The organism is uncultured Porphyromonas sp. (assembly GCF_938046015.1).
Classification (GTDB): domain Bacteria; phylum Bacteroidota; class Bacteroidia; order Bacteroidales; family Porphyromonadaceae; genus Porphyromonas.
The window spans coordinates 1-20,945 of sequence record NZ_CALIXW010000039.1; the positions used below are offsets into that span (position 1 = coordinate 1).

Genomic DNA, 20,945 nt, shown 5'->3' on the forward strand with positions numbered 1-20,945 from the left:
GGGGATGGCCTCGAGGAGGGCGCTGAGCTGCTCGGTGCTGGCCTCGGGCTTACGGATGTGCACGCGTCCCACGCCGAGGCGCAGCAGCGAGGCGATCCAGCTCGCCTCGCTCGTCCCCCGCCACTCGGGGGGCGTGAGGACGATGACTTGGTCTCTGCGCATGGGCTAGTGGCCGCCCGAGCAGCTATGAGGGGCGACATCGCTGGGGCGCACCAGCCCGACCACGGGCACGCCGCCCTGGCCGACGGTACGTGCCACCAGCGCCTGGCGGAAGCTGCGGTTGACGCGCATTGAGCAGAAGTGCTCGCCGCACATCGAGCAGAAGTGCCGCTCCTTGTGCGAGTCGTCGGGCAGCGTCTGGTCGTGGTACTCACGGGCGCGCTCGGGGTCGAGGGCGAGGTGGAACTGATCCCGCCAGCGGAACTCGTAGCGCGCCTTGCTCATCGCGTGGTCACGGATGTAGGCCGTGGGGTGTCCCTTCGCAAGGTCCGCAGCGTGGGCGGCGAGCTTGTAGGTCACCACGCCCTGACGCACGTCCTCGCGCTCGGGCAGGCCCAGGTGCTCCTTCTGGGTCACATAGCAGAGCATGGCCGTGCCGAGGTGTCCGATCATGGCCGCCCCGATGGCGCCTGTGATGTGGTCGTAGCCCGCGCCGATGTCCGAGACCAGCGGCCCGAGGGTATAGAAGGGGGCCTCGTCGCAGTCGAGGAGCTCGCGCGTCATATTCTCAGGAATGAGGTGCATGGGGATGTGCCCCGGGCCCTCGATCATGACCTGGACGTAGTGGCGGGCGGCGATGCGGTTCAGTTCACCTAGGGTCTTGAGCTCGGCCATCTGTGCCGCGTCGTTGGCATCCTGTATACTGCCGGGGCGTAGCCCATCGCCGAGGGAGAGGGCGACGTCGTAGCGCGCGGCGATCTGACAGATCTCCTCGAAGTGCTCGTAGAGGAAGCTCTCGCGGTCGTGGGCGATGCACCAGCCTGCCATGATCGCCCCGCCACGGCTGACGATGCCCGTCAGGCGGCCGAGCGTCAGCGGGATGTGCTCCTTCCTGAGGCCTGCGTGGATGGTGAAGTAGTCCACGCCCTGCTCGGCCTGCTCGATGAGCGTGTCGCGGTAGATCTCCCAACTCAGCTCCTCGACGCGCCCGTGTACCTTCTCCAGTGCCTGATAGAGGGGGACGGTGCCGATGGGCACGGGGCTATTGCGCAGGATCCACTCGCGCGTCTCGTGGATATGGCGGCCTGTGGAGAGGTCCATGACGGTGTCGGCACCCCAGCGGGTCGCCCAGACAGCCTTCTCTACCTCCTCGGCAATGCTGCTGGTGATGGCGGAGTTGCCGATGTTGGCATTGACCTTACAGAGGAAGTTGCGGCCGATGATCATGGGCTCGCTCTCGGGGTGGTTGATGTTCGCTGGGAGGATGGCGCGGCCACTGGCCAGCTCCTCGCGGACGAACTCCGCCGTCACCAGCTCGGGCAGCACGGCGCCCTTAGGATCGCCGCCGCGGCTGTAGCGCTCGCGCAGCTCCTCGATCTGCTGGTTCTCCCGCAGTGCCACGTACTCCATCTCCTCGGTGATGATGCCGCGCACGGCGTAGTAGCGCTGGGTCACGCAGTCGCCCTGGGCACGACGGGGGTGGGGGACGACGTGCTGGTAGCGCAGGCCGTCGAGGGCGCGCTGGGCCAGGCGCTGGCGGGCATAGCTGCTGCCGAGGCCCTCGCTCTGGAGGGTGTTGCCGCGCCCCTCGATCCAGGGCTCGCGCAGGCGCGGCAGGCCCCGCTCGAGGTCTACCTGGTAGGTGGCGTCGGTGTAGGGGCCACCCGTGTCGTAGACGATGACGGGGGCGTTGGGGCTGCGGCTGCCGTCCTCCTCTATGGTGTCCGAGAGGGGGATGCGGCGCATGCCTACCCGTACGTGGGGCATACGGGGGCTGGTGACGTAGATCTTCTCTGACCCTGAGAGGGGGCCGTGGGTGACGACATCTTTGATCTTCATAGGCTTAGGTGGGAGTGTAGGGTGAGGATTAAGGATTAAGGGGTGCCTCGGGGCTATCCGCCGAAGGTGGGCTGGATGATGAGGAGCGCATCGCCCGCCTGGAGCTGCGTGCTGTCGAGGTCGCTGCGGGGGATGACCCGCTCGTTGAGGGCGAGGGCGGCGTGTGTGGGGAGCTCGAGGCCGAGCTGCCTGAGCGCCTCACGGAGACTAAGGGGGGTGGGGAGCTGGTGGGGCTCGCCGTTGACGGTGATCTGCATCGAGAGAGCTACTAGGTGATGATAGGGGCAGCTCTAGGGGATGCAGTAGCCAGACCGCGGGCAGCGCTGGGAGCGGCACGTGGGGCGGCAGCGGGCTGGGATACACCGCGGCACCGGAGGGTCAGATGAAGATCATGGAGTATAAGCGGCAAGTCCTTGCCTTCACTCTATGCCTACGCCAGTATTACCTGGATCAGGTCCTCGGGTATAATCTCAGCACAGCGGTAGACGACGGAGGTCTACGGCCAGCACCCCTTTGAGTTGCTTGAGGCAAAGGTAGGCTTTTTCCTTTTCCCTTGTCTCCGCCGCCTTGACCTGGGGGGTAAGGCGGGGGGAGGATAAGCCCTAGCGCAGCTCCGTAGCGTGTCGGGGCGCGCTGAGGGATATCCATCAGCACGCTGAGGGACGGCAGTCAGAGGCGTAAGGGCTATCGGTCAGCCTCGTGAGGGATACCTCTCAGGGAGGGGAGGCCTTAGTCGTAGAGCAGCGCGAGGGGCAGGCAGGGCGGCTGCGTGGGGTGTGAGCGGCGGCTGTGAGGGGTGCCAAAAAGACGCCGTTTGCTCGCTCTAGGCGCGCTTCGGGCGGTGTTTTGTGGTAGAATGACGTGCTTTGAGCTGTCTTTTGTGTGGGTACTGCGTGCTTTTGTCCTAGGATAAGCCTTTGACAGCCTAAAACTTGGGGTGCGCTGGGAGGGAAAAATAAGTACCTTTGCTCTACGATAAACATTCATCAAGCTATACCAGTCACTACTATGGCTACATCAGTCCAGGACTTTCGCATAGAAAGTGATCTGATCGGCGAACGCCAGATCAGCAACGACAAGCTCTATGGCGTGCAGACGCTGCGTGGAGTAGAGAACTTCAACATCAGCGCCTTCCACCTCTCCGACTACCCGCTCTTCATCCACGGCCTCGCGTGGACGAAGGAGGCCGCGGCGATTGCCAACCACCGCCTTGGGCTGCTCAGCGACCAGCAGAAGGACGCCATCGTCACCGCCTGCCACGAGCTCCTCGAGGGCAAGCACCACGATCAGTTCCCCGTGGACATGATCCAGGGCGGGGCGGGCACGACAACCAATATGAACGCCAACGAGGTCATCTGCAATCGTGCCCTCGAGCTCATGGGGCACGCCAAGGGCGAGTTCAAGTACCTCTCGCCCAATGACCATGTCAACGGCTCGCAGTCGACCAACGACGCTTACCCCACGGCCATCCACCTCGGCCTCTATGCCTCGCACCTCAAGCTGCGCCCGCACTTCATCCAGCTCATCGAGGCGCTGGAGGCCAAGTCCCGCCAGTTCGCCCACGTGGTGAAGATGGGCCGTACGCAGCTGCAGGACGCTGTACCCATGACGCTGGGGCAGACCTTCGGCGGCTTCGCCTCCATCCTGCGCCACGAGATCGCTAACCTCGACTACGCCGCCCAGCAGTTCCTCGCCATCAACATGGGGGCTACGGCTATCGGCACGGGGATCTCCTCTGAGCCCGAGTACGCCGACTACTGCACGGCAGCTATGGCCGAGATCACGGGCTGGCCTATCACGCGTACGGACGACTTCGTCGGTGCCACGAGCGACACCAGCGAGATGATCGGCTACAGCTCTGCCCTACGCCGCATCGCCGTCAAGGTCAACAAGATCTGTAATGACCTGCGCCTGCTCTCCAGCGGCCCCCGCTGTGGGCTCGGCGAGATCAACCTGCCCGCCATGCAGCCCGGCTCGTCCATCATGCCCGGCAAGGTCAACCCCGTCATCCCCGAGGTCATGAGCCAGGTCTGCTACAAGGTCATGGGGAACGACCTCTGCGTCACCATGGCAGGCGACGCCTCCCAGATGGAGCTCAACGCTATGGAGCCCGTCATGGCGCAGTGCTGCTTCGAGTCCATCGACCTCTTGATCCAGGGCTTCGACACGCTGCGTACCCTCTGCATCGACGGCATCACAGCCAATGAGGAGACCTGCCGCAGCTATGTGCGCAACAGCATCGGTATCGTCACCGCCCTCAACCCCATCATCGGCTACAAGAACTCCACCAAGATCGCCAAGGAGGCCCTCGAGACGGGGCGTAGCGTCTACGACCTGGTCATCGAGCACGGCATCCTTACCCAGGAGGATCTGGACAAGGTGCTGGCACCGGAGAACATGATCCAGCCCGTGCGCCTCGACATCAAGCCACTCAAGTAGCTCGATCGGCCTCAGGCCTCGCCCCAGCAAAAAGGACAGCGCCTCATCCACACGGGTGGATGAGGCGCTGTCCTTTGCCCTTTGTTGGGCTCGGGGCTGTGCCTTGTGGGCTTAGCTCCCGACCCTCAGGGGGAGCTCGCTAGAGGAGGCCCTGATCGCTGAGGTAGCGCTCGGACTCGATGGCCGCCTTGCAGCCCGAGGCCGCAGCGGTGATGGCCTGGCGGTAGAGCGGGTCGGCGACGTCGCCAGCAGCGAAGATGCCGGGCACCTTGGTACGTGGGGTAGCCCCCTCAGTGATGATGTAGCCCGTCTCGTCGAGGTCGAGGTAGTCGGCGAAGAGCTCGGAGTTGGGGTGGTGACCGATCGCCAGGAAGAAGCCGTCGATAGCGATATCCACGTGCTCCTCATCGGGCTGGCCGAGGCGCTTGACCAGGTGGGCACCCTCGACGCCATTGTCCCCGAAGAGCCCCACCGTATTGTGCTCGTAAAGGATGGTGATACGCTCGTGCTGCTCGACACGCTGGCGCATGATGTCCGAGGCACGGAGGTGGTCCTTGCGCACGATCATGTAGACCTTGGACGCTAGGCCTGCCAGGTAGAGCGCCTCCTCGCAGGCGGTGTCGCCACCACCGACGACGGCGACCTGCTTGCCACGGTAGAAGAAGCCGTCACAGGTAGCACAGGCTGAGACGCCCATACCAGCGTACTTCGTCTCGTCCTCGAGGCCGAGGTACTTCGCGGAGGCTCCCGTGGAGATGATGATCGTGTCGGCCTCGACCTCTACGCCGTCGCTGAAGGTGACGACATAGGGGCGCTGGGAGAGGTCTACCTTAGTGGCCAGACCCGCGCGTACCTCTGCGCCGAAGCGCTCGGCCTGCTTGCGCAGGTCCTGCATCAGTACGGGGCCCGTGACGCCCTCGGGGTAGCCAGGGAAGTTCTCCACCTCTGTGGTCTGTGTCAGCTGGCCGCCGGGCTGTATGCCCTCATAGAGGAGGGGAGCGAGGTTGGCGCGTCCCGCATAGATGGCGGCGGTGTAGCCTGCTGGGCCTGAGCCGATGATCAGGCTGCGACGATGTTCTCTATTCATATATGGTATTCCTTATGATTCGGAAAGGGGGGAAGGGGCGTAAGGCGCCTAGCGCAGGTCGCGTAGCTTGCGCTGCAGCTCCTGGCGGGCGAAGAAGATACGGCTCTTGACCGTGCCCAGAGGTATACCGAGGGTCTCGGCGATCTCGCTGTACTTGTAGCCTGAGACGTACATGGAGAAGGGTTCCTTGAGCGTCGGCTGTAGGGCCGAGATGGCCTCTGTGATCTCCTTGATGTCCATAGAGCCCTCGGGGGTGTTCTCCCCGCCGTCGCTCATCAGGGGCACGTTGTAGGCGTCCACATTATAGTCGATGAGCTCCTGTGTACGTACGAGCTTGTGGTAGTTATTGATGAAGATGTTGCGCATGATCTTCAGCACCCAGCCCTTGAAGTTGACGTTGTCGACGAACTTATCATAGTTGTTCAGCACGCGCAGCGTCGTGTCCTGGGTCAGGTCCTCAGCATCGGCCTCGTCCTTGGTGAGGCTACGTGCGAAGTTCTTCATATAGTCCTGCATCCCGATGAGGTCCTTTTGTATCTGGAGTACGTCCATAGTGCTAGCTTTCTTTTAGCTGTCCTGGCCGCGCCGCAGGGGTACTGCGGGGGCTTATTCCTTTTTTACAAAGATACGACTTCTCCGCTGCCCTACCGCCTACCGACGAAATGGGATTATTGAGCCCGTCTATACCTAGGAGGGGCTACCACTGGATAGGGGTGAGACCCTGCTGCTGGAGGTAGGCATTGGCGCGGGAGAAGTGGCGGCAGCCGAAGAAGCCGCGGTGCGCCGACAGCGGTGAGGGGTGTGGCGCCTCGAGAATGCAGTGGCGCGTGGCGTCGATTATAGCGGCCTTGCGCCGTGCAGGGGTACCCCAGAGGAGGAAGACGACGTGCGCGCAGCGCTGGCTGACCAGCTGGATGACGGCGTCGGTGAAGGTCTCCCAGCCCAGCCCCTGATGCGAGGCGGCTTCGCCCGAGCGGACGGTGAGCGTGGTATTGAGCAGCAGCACGCCCTGCTCTACCCAGGGCAGGAGCTCGCCGTCCTTGATGATGGAGGGGCGGCCGAGGTCGTCGGCGATCTCCCGCTTGATGTTCACCAGGCTCGGCGGCACGGCGATGCCAGGGGGTACGGAGAAGGCGAGGCCCTCGGCTTGGCCCGCGCCGTGGTAGGGGTCTTGGCCTAGGATGACGACGCGTACCCGATCGAGGGGACAGAGGTCCAGGGCGCGGAAGATCTGCCCTGCGGGTGGGTAGATGGCGCGGCCGCTCTGGTACTCGCTGCGTATCCTGTCGGTGAGGATGCCGAAGTAGAGCTTGTCGAACTCGGCGGCGAGGGCCTCGCGCCAGCTGGCTTCGATACGGACGTTCATAGGATGTGGGTAAGGCGCTGGAGGAGCTCCAGTAGGTGGATAAGTGAGGGCGCCGAGGGCGCGATACAGCTGTAGTGCAGGGCGTGGCCCGCGGTGGAGAGCATGTGGATATCGTTGGCTCCGTCCCCTAGGGCGAGCGTGGTGCTTAGCTCTTGGCCCGCCCAGGCGTGGAGGTAGCGTGCCTTGGCCTCGGCGTCTACGATGGCCTCCTCGACAAGTCCCGACAGCCGCCCGCCCTCCATGCGTAGGGCACTGGCGCAGCCGAGCGGGATGCCGAGGCGCTCGCCGAGGGCGGCCGCTAGAGGCTCGTAGGCGCCCGTGATGAGGCACAGCTCCAGTCCCCGCTGCTGAAGCTGCGCGATGAGCTCGGCGGCATCGGGGGCGAAGCTCAGCTGATCGAGCGGCCGCAGCAGCTCCGCCTCGCTGAGGCCTAGGAGCAGCTGGCTGCGTGCCACGAAGCTCTCGCGGAAGGGGCGCGCGCCGCACATCGCGGCCTCGGTGAGCTGCTGCATCTCTTCGGCGCGTCCCACCTGTCCCGCCAGCAGGACCATCAGTTCGTCTCGGATGAGTGTGCCGTCGAGGTCGAAGGCCACACGTCGGATCGGCCGCCTAGCCTCTGAGCTGGGGTAGTAGAAGGGCATCGAGCGCCCACGGGCCCAGGGCAGGAGCCGCTCCAGCAGCTGGCGGCGCTCGGCCTGCTCCTGCGCGCCCTCGGCAGCGACCCGATCAAGCTCCAGCCTATGGAGCTCGGGAGCGGCGTGCAGGGGCTGGAGCTCTGCCTGCCCGAGTGGGCGACAGAGCTCCTCGAGCTGATGCTGCTCCTCGGCGCTGAGGCTACGGAGGAAGGTGATCTGATGGCTGTGGAACATCCTCTGACTATGCTGGGCCGTAAACGAAGGATGGGCACACGGCGCTGCCGTATGCCCATTTGCCTTGGGGTGGAAGACGGGACTCGAACCCGCGACACCTGGAACCACAATCCAGTGCTCTAACCAACTGAGCTACAACCACCATCTGATTGCCCTAAAGCGCTGCAAAGATAAGAAGACTTTCGGACACTACCAAATAGCCTGCTGCCCTGCCCTTCGCGTCGTGCCCTGCCGCTCTTTGCCCCTAGGCTAAGTGCCCGAGTGCGTGCCGCCTAGCGCCCTCCTCCCGCTCCCCACGTAGGGCGCCGAGCGCTGCGATACAGAGCTCCGAGCGGCGTCCGCGCTAAGGAGGAGGCCACGCGAGGGATATCCCTCACGGCGCTGAGGGACGTCCGTGGCGCTCGTGAGGGACGTCCGTCAGGAGGCTGAGGGATAGCCCTCACGGCGCTGAGCTGGGGCGGTCGCCGTGCTGGGCTAGGGCGGTCGCCGCACTTCGCCTCCTTAGTCGCTACGTCGGGAGGCTTAGGGCGGAGTCGCGCGGTATGCTTGCTTCGCTTGGCTTGGGAGGGGTGAGGGGCGGCCTTCCTTAGCCTTGATCTGGCCTGCTTTGGCCTCGGACGACGCCTACGAGCGGCTGAGCCTAGGGCACTACGCTGGGCGGCTCGTGCTCGGGACGTGGTGGGGACTAAGGTCTACGGCGGCGCTTCCTCCAGAGGCGCTTGAGGTAGTCGCCCGTCATCCACAGGCCCGTCACGGAGGTGACCGTACCGATGAGGAGGAAGCTCCACATCACGAGCGTCCACAGCCAAGGCTGCGCGACGAGCTTCGTGAACTGCAGGCGGTGCAGCTTGGAGAACATCCAGGCGTCGATCCGCTCGTTGTCGGCGATGAGCCTACCGCGGCCGCGCTCGGGCGAGACGTAGTAGCTGTGGTGCTCCTTGGTGTCGATGGCGATGCGCCAGACGGGCAGCGGCAGCTTACGCGTGCGATCTATATAATAGCTGTCGTACTCCTCGAGGAAGTCGCGCCGGTACCGATGCCCCGCGCCGAAGACCTTCTGCACTTCGCCCGTGATCTCGGCCTCGGTGAGCTCCAGGCGGCGGGGCTGCGCGCTGCGGGCGTCGTCGTAGTGTACCTCTTCGCCTCCCTCGGCCTGCAGCAGAGGGATGTCGCCCCAGGAGTAGAAGCTGAGGCGGCGCAGCTCGGGCTCAGCCTGCCGCAGCGCCTCCAGATCGGTGCGGTAGGCCTCCATGCGAAGCGGTGCCCCCTCGAGGCGCTCCACGGGGTAGTCCTCGCTCTCGGTGTACGGGTAGTGCACCACCGACAGCAGTCCCGTCAGCACCCAGGTGATCGTCAGTAGGCCGCCCACGGTGCCGAAGGCGTGGTGCCATTGGTAGCGCTTCTTCGTAAAGGGCGAATAGAGCTTGCTACCCTTCCTCCGCCCCCGCATGCGGTAGTAGGAGATGCCGATGTAGAAGCCCGTCACCGCCATCATCGTCCCGATCGCACCAAGGACAATGATGACCCAGCGCCACAGCTCCTGCTGGCTGCGGATCCAGGTGAAGTAGATCCAGTGTGGGATCGCCCCCGCCCAGGCCCAGGCACGCTCCACGCGTGTGGACTCCTGCAGCACGCGCCCCGTGAGACTCGAGACATAGACCTCGTGCCCCGCGCCGCCCGTGAGTAGGAGGCGGTAGAAGGGGAGCTCCGCCTTCAGGCGACCGAAGGGTACCCACTGGTCCAGCTCCTGGATGGTGTCGATGCGCTCGATGCGCTGCCCCCAGCGGTTGGCGATGTCCTCGAGGTAGGCGCGGTCGAGGACGAGGCTGCGGAGGCTGTCGCCGTCGAAGGCCAGCTCCACGCGCTCGCCCTCCTCAGGCTGCAGTACGAGTCGTGCACGGCTGTCGGCATAGCTGCCCCCCTGCAGGCTTAGGCTGGAGAGCTGCAGCGTGTCCAGCCCGCGCGCCCTAAGGACGGCCGCGAGGCTGTCCGTGCTGGGTAGCGCCTCCCTGAGGCGTGCGCTATGTGCCAGCGCTTCGTCCTGAGTGTACTTCGGGTAAGGCTTGTAGATGAGCACGATCCCTGAGAGGAACCATGCGACAAAGAAGACGCTCATCACCGCCCCCAGCAGGCGGTGCGTCTTGATCATGAATGTACGGATCTGCATACTATATGTAAGGTGTGGTTAATAGCGGCGGGGGGGCTAGGCCTGATTCTCCTCTGGTGGGGTGAAGAAGAAGGGGTGGTCTTCGTCGAGAGCATAGATCCTTATTGAGCCAAAGTTAGGCCTACGCATACGCTCCCACTGCCCAGGTTCGATCTTGATAACGACAGGAGCCTCTTGCTTAAGCTCTTGTTCTCTCTTTAGCGCTATGCTCAAGAACTCACGGAAGTTCTCTACGTAGGGTTTGTCAGTATGCCTGCTCAGATACTTATTGAACTTTGTTAGGCTCTTCCAAGGAATGTCAAGCAATTCATAAGTGTTATGGTCGGTTTGATGGAGGGCAGCCTCTAGAAACCCTTCGATATCCTTTTCGATGCGCTTGCGCATGAGCTGGTCGATCTTTCGAGCTCTCTTGATATCGCGGTTCTCTCTTAGCCCACACCTCAGCCACCACAGCATATAAAGATCAGGAATGGAAGTATTCCTTAGAGCCTCCTTCCTGAACATGTAGACTTGTACCCTTACAAGATCTTCCCTAGAAAGGAGTGTAGATTTATCTTTCGCCGCCTCTCTTGGCGCTGGGGTCTTGAGGGTAAAAAGCTCATGTCCCCGTCCCCATAGCCATGCTCTTGTATAGTCAAAGGCAGCCTTTCGAATCTGCTTATCTCTTAGTACCTCAAGCAGTAGGGCTCGCTTGAGATTATCCGATAGATTCACTCTCCTGATGAGTGCATCAATCTCCGTCCTATCAAAAGCCATATCCTTACTTGCTAGTGTATTCCAGTCAAACATGGCATAGACGATAGTTTCCATCTTATTATAGATCAAGCCTTCTCTCTGCATCTGCTGCTGGATGGGATACCCAAGAACCTCCTGCATAAAGGCTATAGGCTTTTCTTGACTCCAGCGTTCCAAGCACTGTTTCCTTTCCGATCGGTCAATGTTCGCAAGGAAGGAGGCGAACTCTTCTTGCGATAGCTCCCCCACCTGAAGGCCTCGGTAGAAGTAACGCCTCCAGTATGCCATGTGGTTAATCTGCCCTAGTGCGGGCTTCCTATCCTTGCCCCATAGTAGTTCGAGAAGCTCGACTATGTTCTCTACCACGATGTCCTCCTTGTATCCATCCTTTAATCCGAAGTCAAGCTTCTTTAGGGCGTCCACAACAGGGTAAGGATTCCAAGAAGCTTCGCTATATGGGTCCGAGGAAGCTTCTCCCTCTGGGTGGAGACTAATATATTGCATTCCCTTAGTATTGGTATGGCTAAAGAAAATAGGACAGAGACTATAGGTAGAGTAAGGCCGACGTTTCTCTGGGCTTGCATCTAGCCTAGCGATGGCTTTCTTGTGCATCTCTGTGAGGAGGTCGTACACCTTGGGGTGGACGTAGTAGATGAGCTCGAAGATGAAGAGGTCAAAGGGGGCTACGCCTACTTCGTGTAGTAGCTCGTATCGTGAGTTAAAGGCGTTGACCATACGCTTGACCATACGGATAGTAGCCAAGTGATAAGGGAGGTTGACCCCCTTTCCCTTTAGCTCGTCAAGGAGCTGTTGGACTAGCATATAGTTTCCCTTCCCAAGTTGTGTCTCGTTGAGGCATCGCTTCAGTGCGGCCCACATCTTGTCGGGGGTGAGCTTAGGGAGGGGGTACTCTTCCTGGAAGATCTTCTCGGGGTAGCGGCTCATGTGCTCGCCGTCGCTCTGGAGGGTCTTGAGGACGTAGCTCTTGTCGTAGGCGAGGACGAAGTAGAGGCAAGGGAGATTGGAGGAGTTGCGCACGAGGTTGAAGAGCTCCATCAATTCCTCTCGCGTCAGGCGGTCTACGTCGTCGATGAAGATGACGACCTTTCTGCCGAGCTCTTGGATGTTTCGTGAGAGCTTGTCGAACTGCTCCGCAGTGTTGCGCTGAGGCTGGCGGAGCGGCTGGTGTGTGAGCTTTAGCCAACCGCTATCTACCGCAAGCAGCAGGTCGGCGTAGTTGTCGATGCTCTTGGAGAGCTTGCTGCTGTAGGGGGCAAGCGTACGCCGTAGCTCCTCGAAGAATACCTTCGTCAGCTGTGCCTCCTTATCGTAGAGCCAAGGGTTGAAGCGCATGACGATGACCTCGCGCTGCGCTTGCTGCAGGTAGCGCTGCATGATGCCCATGAAGGAGGACTTACCCTCGCCCCAGGAGGCAACGATACCTAGGCTAAAGGCCGCGCGCGTGGTATCGGTAGCGAGGAGCTTCTGAGTCAAGGTCTGCGCTTGGCTCGTCCAGCCGCTGAGCTCTTCCTCCTCCTCGGTCAGGGGATGGTCGGTGAGGAAGCCCTTCACCTTGTGAGCCTGCTTCCGCGTCTGTTCTCGAACAAAGGGAGCGTAACGCTTCTTGAACTTTTCGACCCAGGAGGTGATGGTGCCTCGGATGGCTGTCCAGCTGCAGCGACGTATCTGTGCCAGCTGCTTGATGCCTAGGAATACGTAGCGATAGCCCCAAACAAGAAGGAGTAAAATGCAGGTGAAAGGGATGATATCAGCAAAGGCCCACCGCTGTGGCTGAAGTGTCGCGACTCGGGAGGCAAGGTAGGGTGGCCACGCGCCATCGAAGAGCAGAGCAAATCTAAAGGGGGCAATGGCTTCGAGATCCTGCGGAGTGCAGCGGTAATAGTAGTACCCTAATAAGACCATGAGAGCCGTCAGTACCCACTTACCTCGTACAACATAGCGCCTACTGCAGAGGAGGAAAGCATAGACGGCAAAGCAAAGAGCCAGCACCAGCATCGTGGAGCTAGGTATTATCCCCGTATCGAAGTGAGCGAGGACTGGGGCTACAAGGCGCTCGACTGCGAACTCTTCGATAGGCTTGTGGAGGAATACGAAGAGCACCCAAAGGACGATGGGTACACGAGATTCAGCCAGTACGCCGAAGAGGTATTCGAGTATATTGGTCGCCTCCCAGGATATGATACTAAGGAGTGCTCGGACTAGGCAGAGGAATGCTCGGAGTTCGCTCCAGCACTTGCGGAGGAGGCTAGGGCTAGCCTTGCAGGTCGTTTTCACGGGGGAGGCTTGGGGCTCGGGGGGAGCCTCGTGGACTTCCTGGAGGGAAGGGACTTTGGGCTCGGGGGTAGCCTCCTGGCTTGTGGCTTGGCTGTCCGTGGCTTGGTTTTGGGTTTCTTCGTTGGGGCTCATCGTGCTCTGTTTTATGGGTATAAAGATAAGGCGAATTGGCGGAGCAGGCGCGCGGAGCTAAGGGGCGGCGGGCTGCGGCTAGTGGGGAGGGGCCGTGAGGGATATCAGTCAGCGGGCTGAGGGCCGTCCGTGGCGCGCGTGAGGGGTATCAGTTAGCACGTTGAGGGATATCAGTCAGGAAGCCTTACCTTTGGTGGAGGCGAGGGCAGCGGCGCAGCACGCCGCCGCCCGCCATTCACCTAGATTCAGCCAAGGATGCTTCTACTCATTTCCCCAGCCAAGACCTTCACCCAGCGCAAGCGGCTGGCCGCGCACTTCACCCACACACGCGCACGCTTCCAGAACGAGGCCGAGCGTATCATCGCCCAGTCGCTGCGGCTCAGCGCCGAGGAGCTGGGGCGCGCCCTCGGCCTCAGCCCGAAGCTCGGCGAGGAGGTCTACCGCCGTCAGCGTAGCTTCTTCGACGAGGGTACGCCCGAGCAGCAGGCGCTGCTCAGCTATTCGGGCATGGTCTACCGTAAGCTTGACGCGCCGACGCTCAGCGCCGAGGAGTGGCAGTACGCCACGGAGCACCTCCTGATGACCTCCTTCGTCTATGGCCTCTTGCGCCCCAGTGACCTCATCCGTCCCTACCGCATGGAGGGGACGGTACGCCTCGAGGGGCTGGGCGAGGGGCGCCTTTTCGACTACTGGCGCGACCTGCTGACGCCTGTCCTCATCGAGCGGGGGCAGGCCTGCGGCGGGACGCTGCTCTTCCTCGCGAGCGACGAGATGCGGGGGCTCTTCCACTGGGAGGAGGTGCGTCGGGCGCTACGGGTGATCACCCCGAGCTTCTACGTGCGGCGCCCCGACGGCGGGCTCAAGCAGATCGTCGTCTATACCAAGATGGCCCGCGGCACGATGGCGGGGACGCTGCTGCGCCAGCCTACCGAGGATCTGGCGGCCGTGCAGGCGCTCGCGCCCGAGGGCTTCGTCTACAGCCCCGCGGAGTCCACCGCGGACGAATGGGTCTACGTGCTGGAGTCCTAGCCGAGCCCGCTGAGCCGCCTGAACGAGGCAGCGCGCCGCCCCATAGCCCTATACAGACAGCGCCCCGAGTCTCCGAAGCGACTCGGGGCGCTGTGCCTTGGAATACAGAAGAGATCTTGGCGTGCCGTCCGCCGCGGGATTACTTGCCCGAGCGGATGCGGTCGTCGAAGGCCGTCAGGGCAGCCTTAGCGCCCTCGCCCATAGCGATGACGATCTGCTTGTAGGGCACGGTCGTACAGTCGCCCGCAGCGTAGATACCCTCGACCGAGGTACGGCAGCGCTCGTCGATGATGATCTCCCCGCGGCGTAGCTCGAGGAGTCCGTCGAAGGCCTTGGTGTTGGCTGCCAGCCCGATCTGTACGAAGAGGCCATCCAGCGCGAGCGTCTCCTCGTCGCCGCCGTCACGAGGGGCTACCTTGAGCCCCGTGACCTTGGCGCCATCGCCGAGGACCTCCTTGGTGGCCATGGCGGTGCGGATGGTGACGTTGGTGAGGCTCGCTGCCTTGTCCTGCAGGACGGTGTCGGCGCGCAGCGTGTCGGCATACTCCAGCACGGTGACGCTCTTGCAGATGCCCGCCAGGTCGATGGCGGCCTCGATGCCCGAGTTACCCCCGCCGATGACGGCGATGTCCTTGCCCTTGAAGAAGGGCCCGTCGCAGTGGGGGCAGAAGGCTACCCCGCGACCGATGTACTCGGCCTCGCCTGGCACGCCGAGCTTACGCCAGCTGGCGCCCGTAGCGATGATGACCTGCTCTGTGGCGATGATCTCACCGAGGTTGGTGTGCAGCTCCTTGAGCCCCTGCACCAGCTCGATACGCTCTACCTGACGGTTGTCCAGCAGGGCGATGGAGTAGACCTCGGCGTGCTTGCGTAGGTCTGCGGCTAGCTGCGTGCCCGTGGTGTGCGCCACGGAGGGGATATTCTCGATGCCCGTCGTCTCATTGACCTGACCGCCGATACGCTCGGCCACGACGGCTACCTTGAGCCCCTTGCGGGCGGAGTAGATGGCGGAGGCGATGCCTGCGGGGCCACCCCCGACGACGACGAGGTCATAGGCGCGGCGGATGGGCTCGGCACTGATGGGCTCGGCGCCTACCTTAGCCTCGAGGGCGAGGAGGAGCTCGCTGAGGGAGGCCTTACCGACGTGGATGAGTTCGTCCCCCATATATACGGCGGGCACGCTGGCGATGCCGAGGCGGTCGACCTCAGCCTGGAAGAGGGCGCCATCGACCATCTCGTGCTCGAGTCCGGGGTTATAGAGGGCCATGAGGTTGAGCGCCTGCACGACCTCGGGACAGTTGGTACAGCTGAGGGAGGCATAGGTGGTCAGGCGCAGCGGAGCCTTGAGGGCAGCGATGCGACGGACGAAGACCTCCTCGGGTAGGTTCTTACCCTTGCCGTCGGCATTCAGGACGGCGAGGATCAGGGAGGTGAACTCGTGCCCGCCGGGGATGGCGCGGAAGGAGATGCCCGTAGGCTCGCTGCCGCGCAGCAGACTCAGTCGGAGCGTCGCACTGGGGCGCTCCTCGTAGCTGAGGCGCTCGCTGGTGGAGGCGAAGTCACGTGCGAGGGTGAGGAGCTCGGCGCCCTTGGGCGAGCCGTCGTTCTCGACGAGGAGGGTATAGGACTGCTCGAGCTGGGCGAAGATGCCACGCAGCTGCTCGAGGATATTCTGGTCTAGGGTCATAGGGGTAAAGGCTAGATGATGCTAGGGTCTTGGGGTACTAGGGTGGAGTCGTGGGGTAAAGATAGGGGAGAAGAAGCACACCACTGGCGGCTCCTTCTCCCCTAGCAGATGGCTCGAGGAGCTATAGTGACTAGCTCGGTCTCGTGCGCTTGGTCTAGATCTTACCTACGAGGTCGATGCTAGGCTGGAGGGTAGCGTCGCCTTCCTGCCACTTAGCGGGGCAGACCTGGCCGGGGTGCTCGTAGACGAACTTCGCAGCCTTGACCTTGCGCAGCAGCTCGGTAGCGTCACGGCCGATCCCATTGTCGTGGATCTCGGCGATCTTCACCAGCCCGTCGGGGTTGAAGAGGAAGGTACCGCGGTAGGCCTGGCCAGACTCTTCGCCGAGTACGCCCATAGCGTAGGACAGCTCGAAGGTCATGTCGGCAAGCATCGTGTACTGGACCTTGGCGATGGTATCGGTAGCGTCAGCCCATGCCTTATGGACGAAGTGAGAGTCCGTGCTGATGGAGTAGATGTCTACGCCCAGCTTCTGGAACTCCTCGTAGTGGTCAGCCAGGTCGGCCAGCTCGGTGGGGCAGACGAAGGTGAAGTCACCGGGGTAGAAGAAGAAGATGCTCCACTTGCCCTTGAGGTCCTCCTGCGTTACTTCGAAGAAGCCCTTGTCCTTGCGATAGGCGTTGACCTTGAATTCTGGGAGCTCGCTGTTGATGATGCTCATGATGTATGTCCTTAAATGAATGTTGAATAATCTGTAATTGGGATTACGAGTGCAAAGATAGTTTAAGCCCTCCAGCTTACCAATCGTCTGCGTTTATAGGTAGATAAATATACTGTATAGCCTCGGTGCGCTGCTGCTCCTAGCCTCGTCCCGCTGCCTTTTGCGGGCTCTCCGTTGCGCCTCCCCTAGCTCGCCGTGTCGTGGTCGATAGCCCTCAGCGCGCTGACCGACGTCCCTCAGCGCCGTGACTGATAGCCCTCAGCGCCTCGATGGATATCCCTCAGAGGCGCCCCCGCTGTAGGGCGGGGAGAGGCGCAAATAAAGGGGGGCGAGGCGCGGAGCGCGGAGCGCCTGCGCCGCCTCGCCCTCGGGGCTATTGCGCGGGCGAGATATTCTGCGTACCTTTGCAGTACATAAACGAGAAGCCAATCACAATAAGGATACCCCCTTCGGGGAGTTCCGTTGTGACTTCACATCTAGAGTGGGGGATTCCATACGGGATCCCTCGCTTTTTTCTTACCTTTAGCCCTGGCCAAGCGCCATACATATATATAGGATAAGTAATGAAACTGACGGACGAATGGTTCACCTCGCTCAGCCACACCGAGGGCGGGCAACTGGTCTTCGTGACCGTACGTAAGGAGCTGGAGCAGTTCATCGCCTCGGGCAGCCTGCGCGTACGCGTCGCCATCTCCTGGCCCTATGCGGCCGAGGCCGATGGGATGCCCGACGAGGCGACGGCACAGCTCATCGAGGAGATCGAGCCCCTGCTGCGACGCACCATGGAGCGGGACAAGCTCGCCATCATGACGGGCAACTACACTGGGGGCGGGGCGAAGGACTGGACCTTCTACACGCGTCACCTGCCGACCTTCGGCGAGCGGCTCAACGCTTGCCTGGCGCCCTATCCGACCCTCCCGCTGGAGATCGACTGCCAGGAGGACCCTGACTGGACGGACTACCGCGAGATGCTCCAGATGGAGCAGGACGAGGAGGAGGATGAATAACAAGTCGTTCACATTTATAGACCTCTTTGCTGGGATCGGGGGCTTTCGTATAGCGGCGGAGCAGCTGGGGGGCAAGTGTGTATTCTCCAGTGAGTGGGATAAACAAGCTCAATATACCTACGAGTATAACTTCCGAGAAATCCCACTCGGAGACATAACCAAGGAGGCGGTTAAGGGGCAGATTCCTCCAGGCTTTGATGTGCTGTGCGCTGGCTTTCCCTGTCAGGCATTTTCTATCGCGGGGAAGCGTATAGGGTTTGACGAGACAAGGGGGACGCTGTTTTTCGAGGTGGCTGATATCCTAAAGCGCCACCGCCCAAAGGCGTTTTTGCTGGAGAATGTTAAGGGCTTGGCGAGTCACGATAAAGGGCGTACGCTTCGGGTAATCCTCCGTGTCCTCCGAGAAGATCTTGGCTACATTGTCCCAGATCCAGCGTTTCTCAATGCCAAGGATTTCGGGCTGGCGCAGAATCGTGAGCGTATCTTTATCGTCGGCTTTCGTCCAGATCTCGAGCTTAGCCCATTCTCTTACCCAGAGCCACAAGGGGAGAATGAACTAGGCTTTGCCTCTGTTAGGGAGAGTCAGGTGGTATCAGCTAAGTACTACCTGTCGACTCAATATCTCGAGGCTCTAGAGCGGCATAAAGCACGGCATAGGGATAAGGGTAACGGGTTTGGCTACCAAATAATCTCAGATGATCAGATTGCTAACGCAATAGTCTGCGGTGGTATGGGACGCGAGCGAAACCTAGTGATTGATAATCGTCTAGAAGACTTCACTCCTGTCACTAGAATTAAAGGAGAGGTCAATAGAATGGGGATAAGACGCATGACTCCTCGCGAGTGGGCTAGACTTCAAGGCTTCCCCGAGGACTTCGAGATCGTTGTCTCAGACGCTGCCGCATATAAGCAGTTTGGGAACTCAGTGGCTATCCCCGTAGTCAAGGCCGTCCTATCACAGATACTTAAATCAATTCAGAGATGAATCAGAGCGGAAACAAAGGAGAATGGAGCGAAGTCTATGCTTTTCTCAAATTGCTCGCTGAGGCAGAGCTAAACCTAGGTGATGCTGTGTTACGTAAGGTGGAAGGAGGGACCCTACCCATCTTGGCAGTGGCACGTCCCCATCAAGATCAGTGGCGTCGCTACCAGATTAGTGGCGACCTAGTCGAATGTGATCCCGTAGGTGAAGAGGAGGTATTTGTGATTCAGCGTGACGAGCTAGGAGCATGTGCAGCGATGTTGCTGGAAAAGATTGGTGCGGCTAAGGCGACCTTTACGGTGCCCGAGCTTGAAGGTCTGCTTGCTTCTCTCAAGGTCGTGCAGTTAAAGGCTAGCTCAAAGTCTAAGGAGGATATCCGTGTAACCATACATGATCTTCGCTCTGAAAGTACCCCTACTCTAGGCTTCAGTATCAAATCCCAGTTAGGGAGTCCGTCCACGCTCCTTAATGCTTCAGGAGCGACTAACTTTTGCTATACGCTATCAGTCACCCCCTCCACAGAGTTCCTTGATAGCTTCAATCAAGCAAAGTCATTCCGAGACAAGTTTGCCTTGCTCGGTAAACACGAACTGGGTTTGATCTTCGTCGGACTGAAAGACCGATGCTTTGAGAATAATCTGAGGCTTATCGATAGCTCCCTGCCAGATATCTTGGGGTATCTCCTGCTCTACTACTATCAGGGGCGTGCTAGGAGAATGCAGGATCTCTTGGATATCCTTCGGGATGAAAATCCCATGGGTTACGATCTGGAGCGACATGACTTTTATGGATACAAGCTCAAGAAGTTCCTCGTCGATGTCGCCCTTGGGATGACGCCGAAGACTCCGTGGTCAGGCATCTATACAGCGGGAGGAGGCTATATTATAGTACTAGTAAGTGGGGATCTGCTTTGCTATCACTTCTATGATCGTAACTATTTCGAAGACTACCTCCTCAACAATACCCAGCTGGATACACCTAGTACAGGTAGGCATGGCTTTGGACAGTTGGATTCGGAAGGACGGCTTCAGTTGAACCTCCAGATACGCTTCATCTAGGTCCTCTCCATGTACCAGCAGTTCACGCCAGCTGCCGCGCCCGAGGGGCGGCTGATCCTTTACTTCTCGGGCTGGGGGATGACGCCTGTGGCGGTGGAGCATCTGGAGCGGCCCGAGGGCTACGACCTCCTGAGCCTCTGGTACTATGCCGAGGGCGCCGAGACGCTGGACTTCGACTTCAGCCGCTACAGCGAGCTGCGTATCGTCGCCTGGTCTATGGGCGTGTGGGCCGTGGATAGCTTCGTGGCGGCGCACCCCGAGCTGCGGGAGCGTATCCACTCGGCTACGGCCGTGGCGGGTACGGGCTATCCGATGGATGACCGCCTCGGCATCCCGCAGCTACACTACGAGATGATGCGCGGCGAGCTCAGAGAGGACAATAGGCAGCGCTTCGATCGCCGCTTCTGTGGCGCAAGGAGCATGCGCCATCTCTACGAGGCGCTGCACGCCCGCACCACGGCGGAGCTGCAGGCCGAGCACGATGCCCTCTACCGCCTCATGCGCGCCGAGGAGCATCCGAGCCCCAAGCCCAGCGCCCTCGGCCTTTGGACGCGCGCCTATGTCGGGGGCGATGACCGCATCCTCCCGCCCGCGCACCAGCTGCGCTACTGGCAGGGGCAGGGCCTCGAGCCGCTAGTCATTGATGAGGGGGTACACTACCTCTTCCCACTATTCACCCACTGGGAGCAGCTCTGGCGCTAGGCGCCTCAGAGCGTGAGGGCGGGCCAAGGTGCGCCACCCTGCTCCCTAGCTATACGACATATGAACCAACTAGATATCTTCCTGGGCGGAGCAGTGCTGCTCTTCGCCCTCTCGGGCCTCTTCGGGGGCGCTGTCAAGCGCGTCCTGCAGGTAGCAGCCCTTGTCATCGCCTTCCGTGAGTCTTGGCACCTGACGCCCTACCTGCAGCAGATCCTCGGCGGGGCGGAGGGGGAGCAGCTCGGCGGCTGGATGGTGCTGCTGCCGCTCCTGTCCTTCGCCCTCGTCTACATCCTTATCCGCGTCGTCGGAGGCTGGTTTGCCTCGCTGACCAAGGGGACCTTCCTCGGGGTGCTGGACCGTGTCGTGGGGCTTGTGCTGGGGCTCCTCGTCGGGGTCTACCTCATGGGCTACGGCTGCCTGCTGGTGGAGGGCATCCTGCCCACACCGCCCTATGATAGCCAGTCACAGCTGCCGCCGAGCGTACGCCAGAGCTCCTATCTCTACCCGCGACTGATCGCTGCCGTCGATGAGATCACCGAGGCCAAGACGCTGCTCTTCGGTGAGCCAAGCGAGGACGCGACGAGTCCCCAACCTCAGCTATAGTAGACCTGGGGCGGGGTATAGACTCCGTTTATTTACAAATTGATACACGCTGTTGGTCGCCCAGGAGG

At 61.2% G+C, this 20,945-nt stretch carries 17 protein-coding genes, 1 tRNA gene and 1 riboswitch; of the genes, 7 read left to right on the top strand and 11 right to left on the bottom strand.

Features of this window, described 5'->3' with window-relative positions:
- Positions 1–165 precede the first annotated feature (165 nt).
- Together thiC and thiS are read right to left on the bottom strand one after the other, a co-directional pair.
- Positions 166–1,992, bottom strand: a complete 1,827-nt coding sequence (thiC, locus tag Q0248_RS05210) for a phosphomethylpyrimidine synthase ThiC (protein WP_299320540.1) — start codon at positions 1,990–1,992, stop codon at positions 166–168.
- 59 nt (positions 1,993–2,051) lie between these two features.
- Positions 2,052–2,255 (bottom strand): sulfur carrier protein ThiS, encoded by a 204-nt coding sequence (gene thiS, locus Q0248_RS05215; protein WP_299320503.1) that lies wholly within the window; start codon positions 2,253–2,255, stop codon positions 2,052–2,054.
- Between the two features lie 153 nt (positions 2,256–2,408).
- Positions 2,409–2,521: riboswitch (TPP riboswitch) on the bottom strand.
- Positions 2,522–3,006: 485 nt separating this feature from the next.
- Between thiS and Q0248_RS05220 the strand changes: the two genes are divergently transcribed.
- Positions 3,007–4,437: an aspartate ammonia-lyase gene (locus Q0248_RS05220; RefSeq protein WP_299320506.1), complete on the top strand. Its 1,431-nt coding sequence runs from the start codon at positions 3,007–3,009 to the stop codon at positions 4,435–4,437.
- Positions 4,438–4,576: 139 nt separating this feature from the next.
- Here the strand turns inward: Q0248_RS05220 and trxB are convergent, their stop codons facing one another.
- From trxB to Q0248_RS05255, 7 genes are all read right to left on the bottom strand, one after another.
- A complete protein-coding gene (gene trxB / locus Q0248_RS05225) occupies positions 4,577–5,524 on the bottom strand; it encodes a thioredoxin-disulfide reductase (RefSeq protein WP_299320507.1) in 948 nt (315 codons plus the stop codon).
- A 48-nt stretch (positions 5,525–5,572) separates the two neighbouring features.
- Positions 5,573–6,076, bottom strand: a complete 504-nt coding sequence (locus tag Q0248_RS05230; RefSeq protein ID WP_211788370.1) for an RNA polymerase sigma factor — start codon at positions 6,074–6,076, stop codon at positions 5,573–5,575.
- A gap of 145 nt (positions 6,077–6,221) precedes the next feature.
- Complete coding sequence (gene ung, locus Q0248_RS05235; RefSeq protein WP_299320509.1) at positions 6,222–6,890, bottom strand: uracil-DNA glycosylase; 669 nt, start codon at positions 6,888–6,890, stop codon at positions 6,222–6,224.
- On the bottom strand, positions 6,887–7,759 hold the full coding sequence (locus Q0248_RS05240; protein WP_299320511.1) for an HAD-IB family phosphatase: 873 nt from the start codon (positions 7,757–7,759) through the stop codon (positions 6,887–6,889). The genes ung and Q0248_RS05240 overlap by 4 nt, the downstream gene beginning before the upstream one ends.
- Before the next feature lie 65 nt (positions 7,760–7,824).
- Positions 7,825–7,901: transfer RNA gene (locus Q0248_RS05245), tRNA-His, on the bottom strand.
- A 543-nt stretch (positions 7,902–8,444) separates the two neighbouring features.
- Positions 8,445–9,926, bottom strand: a complete 1,482-nt coding sequence (locus Q0248_RS05250; protein ID WP_299320512.1) for a PepSY domain-containing protein — start codon at positions 9,924–9,926, stop codon at positions 8,445–8,447.
- Positions 9,927–9,962: 36 nt separating this feature from the next.
- Positions 9,963–13,088 (bottom strand): P-loop NTPase fold protein, encoded by a 3,126-nt coding sequence (locus Q0248_RS05255; protein ID WP_299320514.1) that lies wholly within the window; start codon positions 13,086–13,088, stop codon positions 9,963–9,965.
- Positions 13,089–13,343: 255 nt separating this feature from the next.
- Between Q0248_RS05255 and Q0248_RS05260 the strand changes: the two genes are divergently transcribed.
- Complete coding sequence (locus Q0248_RS05260; RefSeq protein WP_299320515.1) at positions 13,344–14,117, top strand: peroxide stress protein YaaA; 774 nt, start codon at positions 13,344–13,346, stop codon at positions 14,115–14,117.
- A 139-nt stretch (positions 14,118–14,256) separates the two neighbouring features.
- On the opposite strand, the gene ahpF is transcribed toward Q0248_RS05260, so the two are convergent.
- Together ahpF and ahpC are read right to left on the bottom strand one after the other, a co-directional pair.
- Positions 14,257–15,804: an alkyl hydroperoxide reductase subunit F gene (gene ahpF, locus Q0248_RS05265; protein ID WP_299320517.1), complete on the bottom strand. Its 1,548-nt coding sequence runs from the start codon at positions 15,802–15,804 to the stop codon at positions 14,257–14,259.
- A gap of 154 nt (positions 15,805–15,958) precedes the next feature.
- Positions 15,959–16,525 (bottom strand): alkyl hydroperoxide reductase subunit C, encoded by a 567-nt coding sequence (ahpC, locus tag Q0248_RS05270; protein WP_211788363.1) that lies wholly within the window; start codon positions 16,523–16,525, stop codon positions 15,959–15,961.
- 563 nt (positions 16,526–17,088) lie between these two features.
- Between ahpC and Q0248_RS05275 the strand changes: the two genes are divergently transcribed.
- The 5 genes from Q0248_RS05275 to Q0248_RS05295 are packed head-to-tail and all read left to right on the top strand — an operon-like array spanning position 17,089 to position 20,877.
- Positions 17,089–17,532 (top strand): DUF695 domain-containing protein, encoded by a 444-nt coding sequence (locus tag Q0248_RS05275; RefSeq protein WP_299320519.1) that lies wholly within the window; start codon positions 17,089–17,091, stop codon positions 17,530–17,532.
- Positions 17,525–18,517, top strand: a complete 993-nt coding sequence (locus Q0248_RS05280) for a DNA cytosine methyltransferase (protein WP_299320520.1) — start codon at positions 17,525–17,527, stop codon at positions 18,515–18,517. The genes Q0248_RS05275 and Q0248_RS05280 overlap by 8 nt, the downstream gene beginning before the upstream one ends.
- Positions 18,514–19,572 (top strand): HpaII family restriction endonuclease, encoded by a 1,059-nt coding sequence (locus Q0248_RS05285; RefSeq protein WP_299320522.1) that lies wholly within the window; start codon positions 18,514–18,516, stop codon positions 19,570–19,572. Before Q0248_RS05280 ends, Q0248_RS05285 begins: the two co-directional genes overlap by 4 nt.
- A gap of 9 nt (positions 19,573–19,581) precedes the next feature.
- Positions 19,582–20,274: a pimeloyl-ACP methyl esterase BioG family protein gene (locus Q0248_RS05290; RefSeq protein ID WP_299320523.1), complete on the top strand. Its 693-nt coding sequence runs from the start codon at positions 19,582–19,584 to the stop codon at positions 20,272–20,274.
- 60 nt (positions 20,275–20,334) lie between these two features.
- Positions 20,335–20,877: a CvpA family protein gene (locus Q0248_RS05295; protein WP_299320525.1), complete on the top strand. Its 543-nt coding sequence runs from the start codon at positions 20,335–20,337 to the stop codon at positions 20,875–20,877.
- Positions 20,878–20,945: the final 68 nt, after the last annotated feature.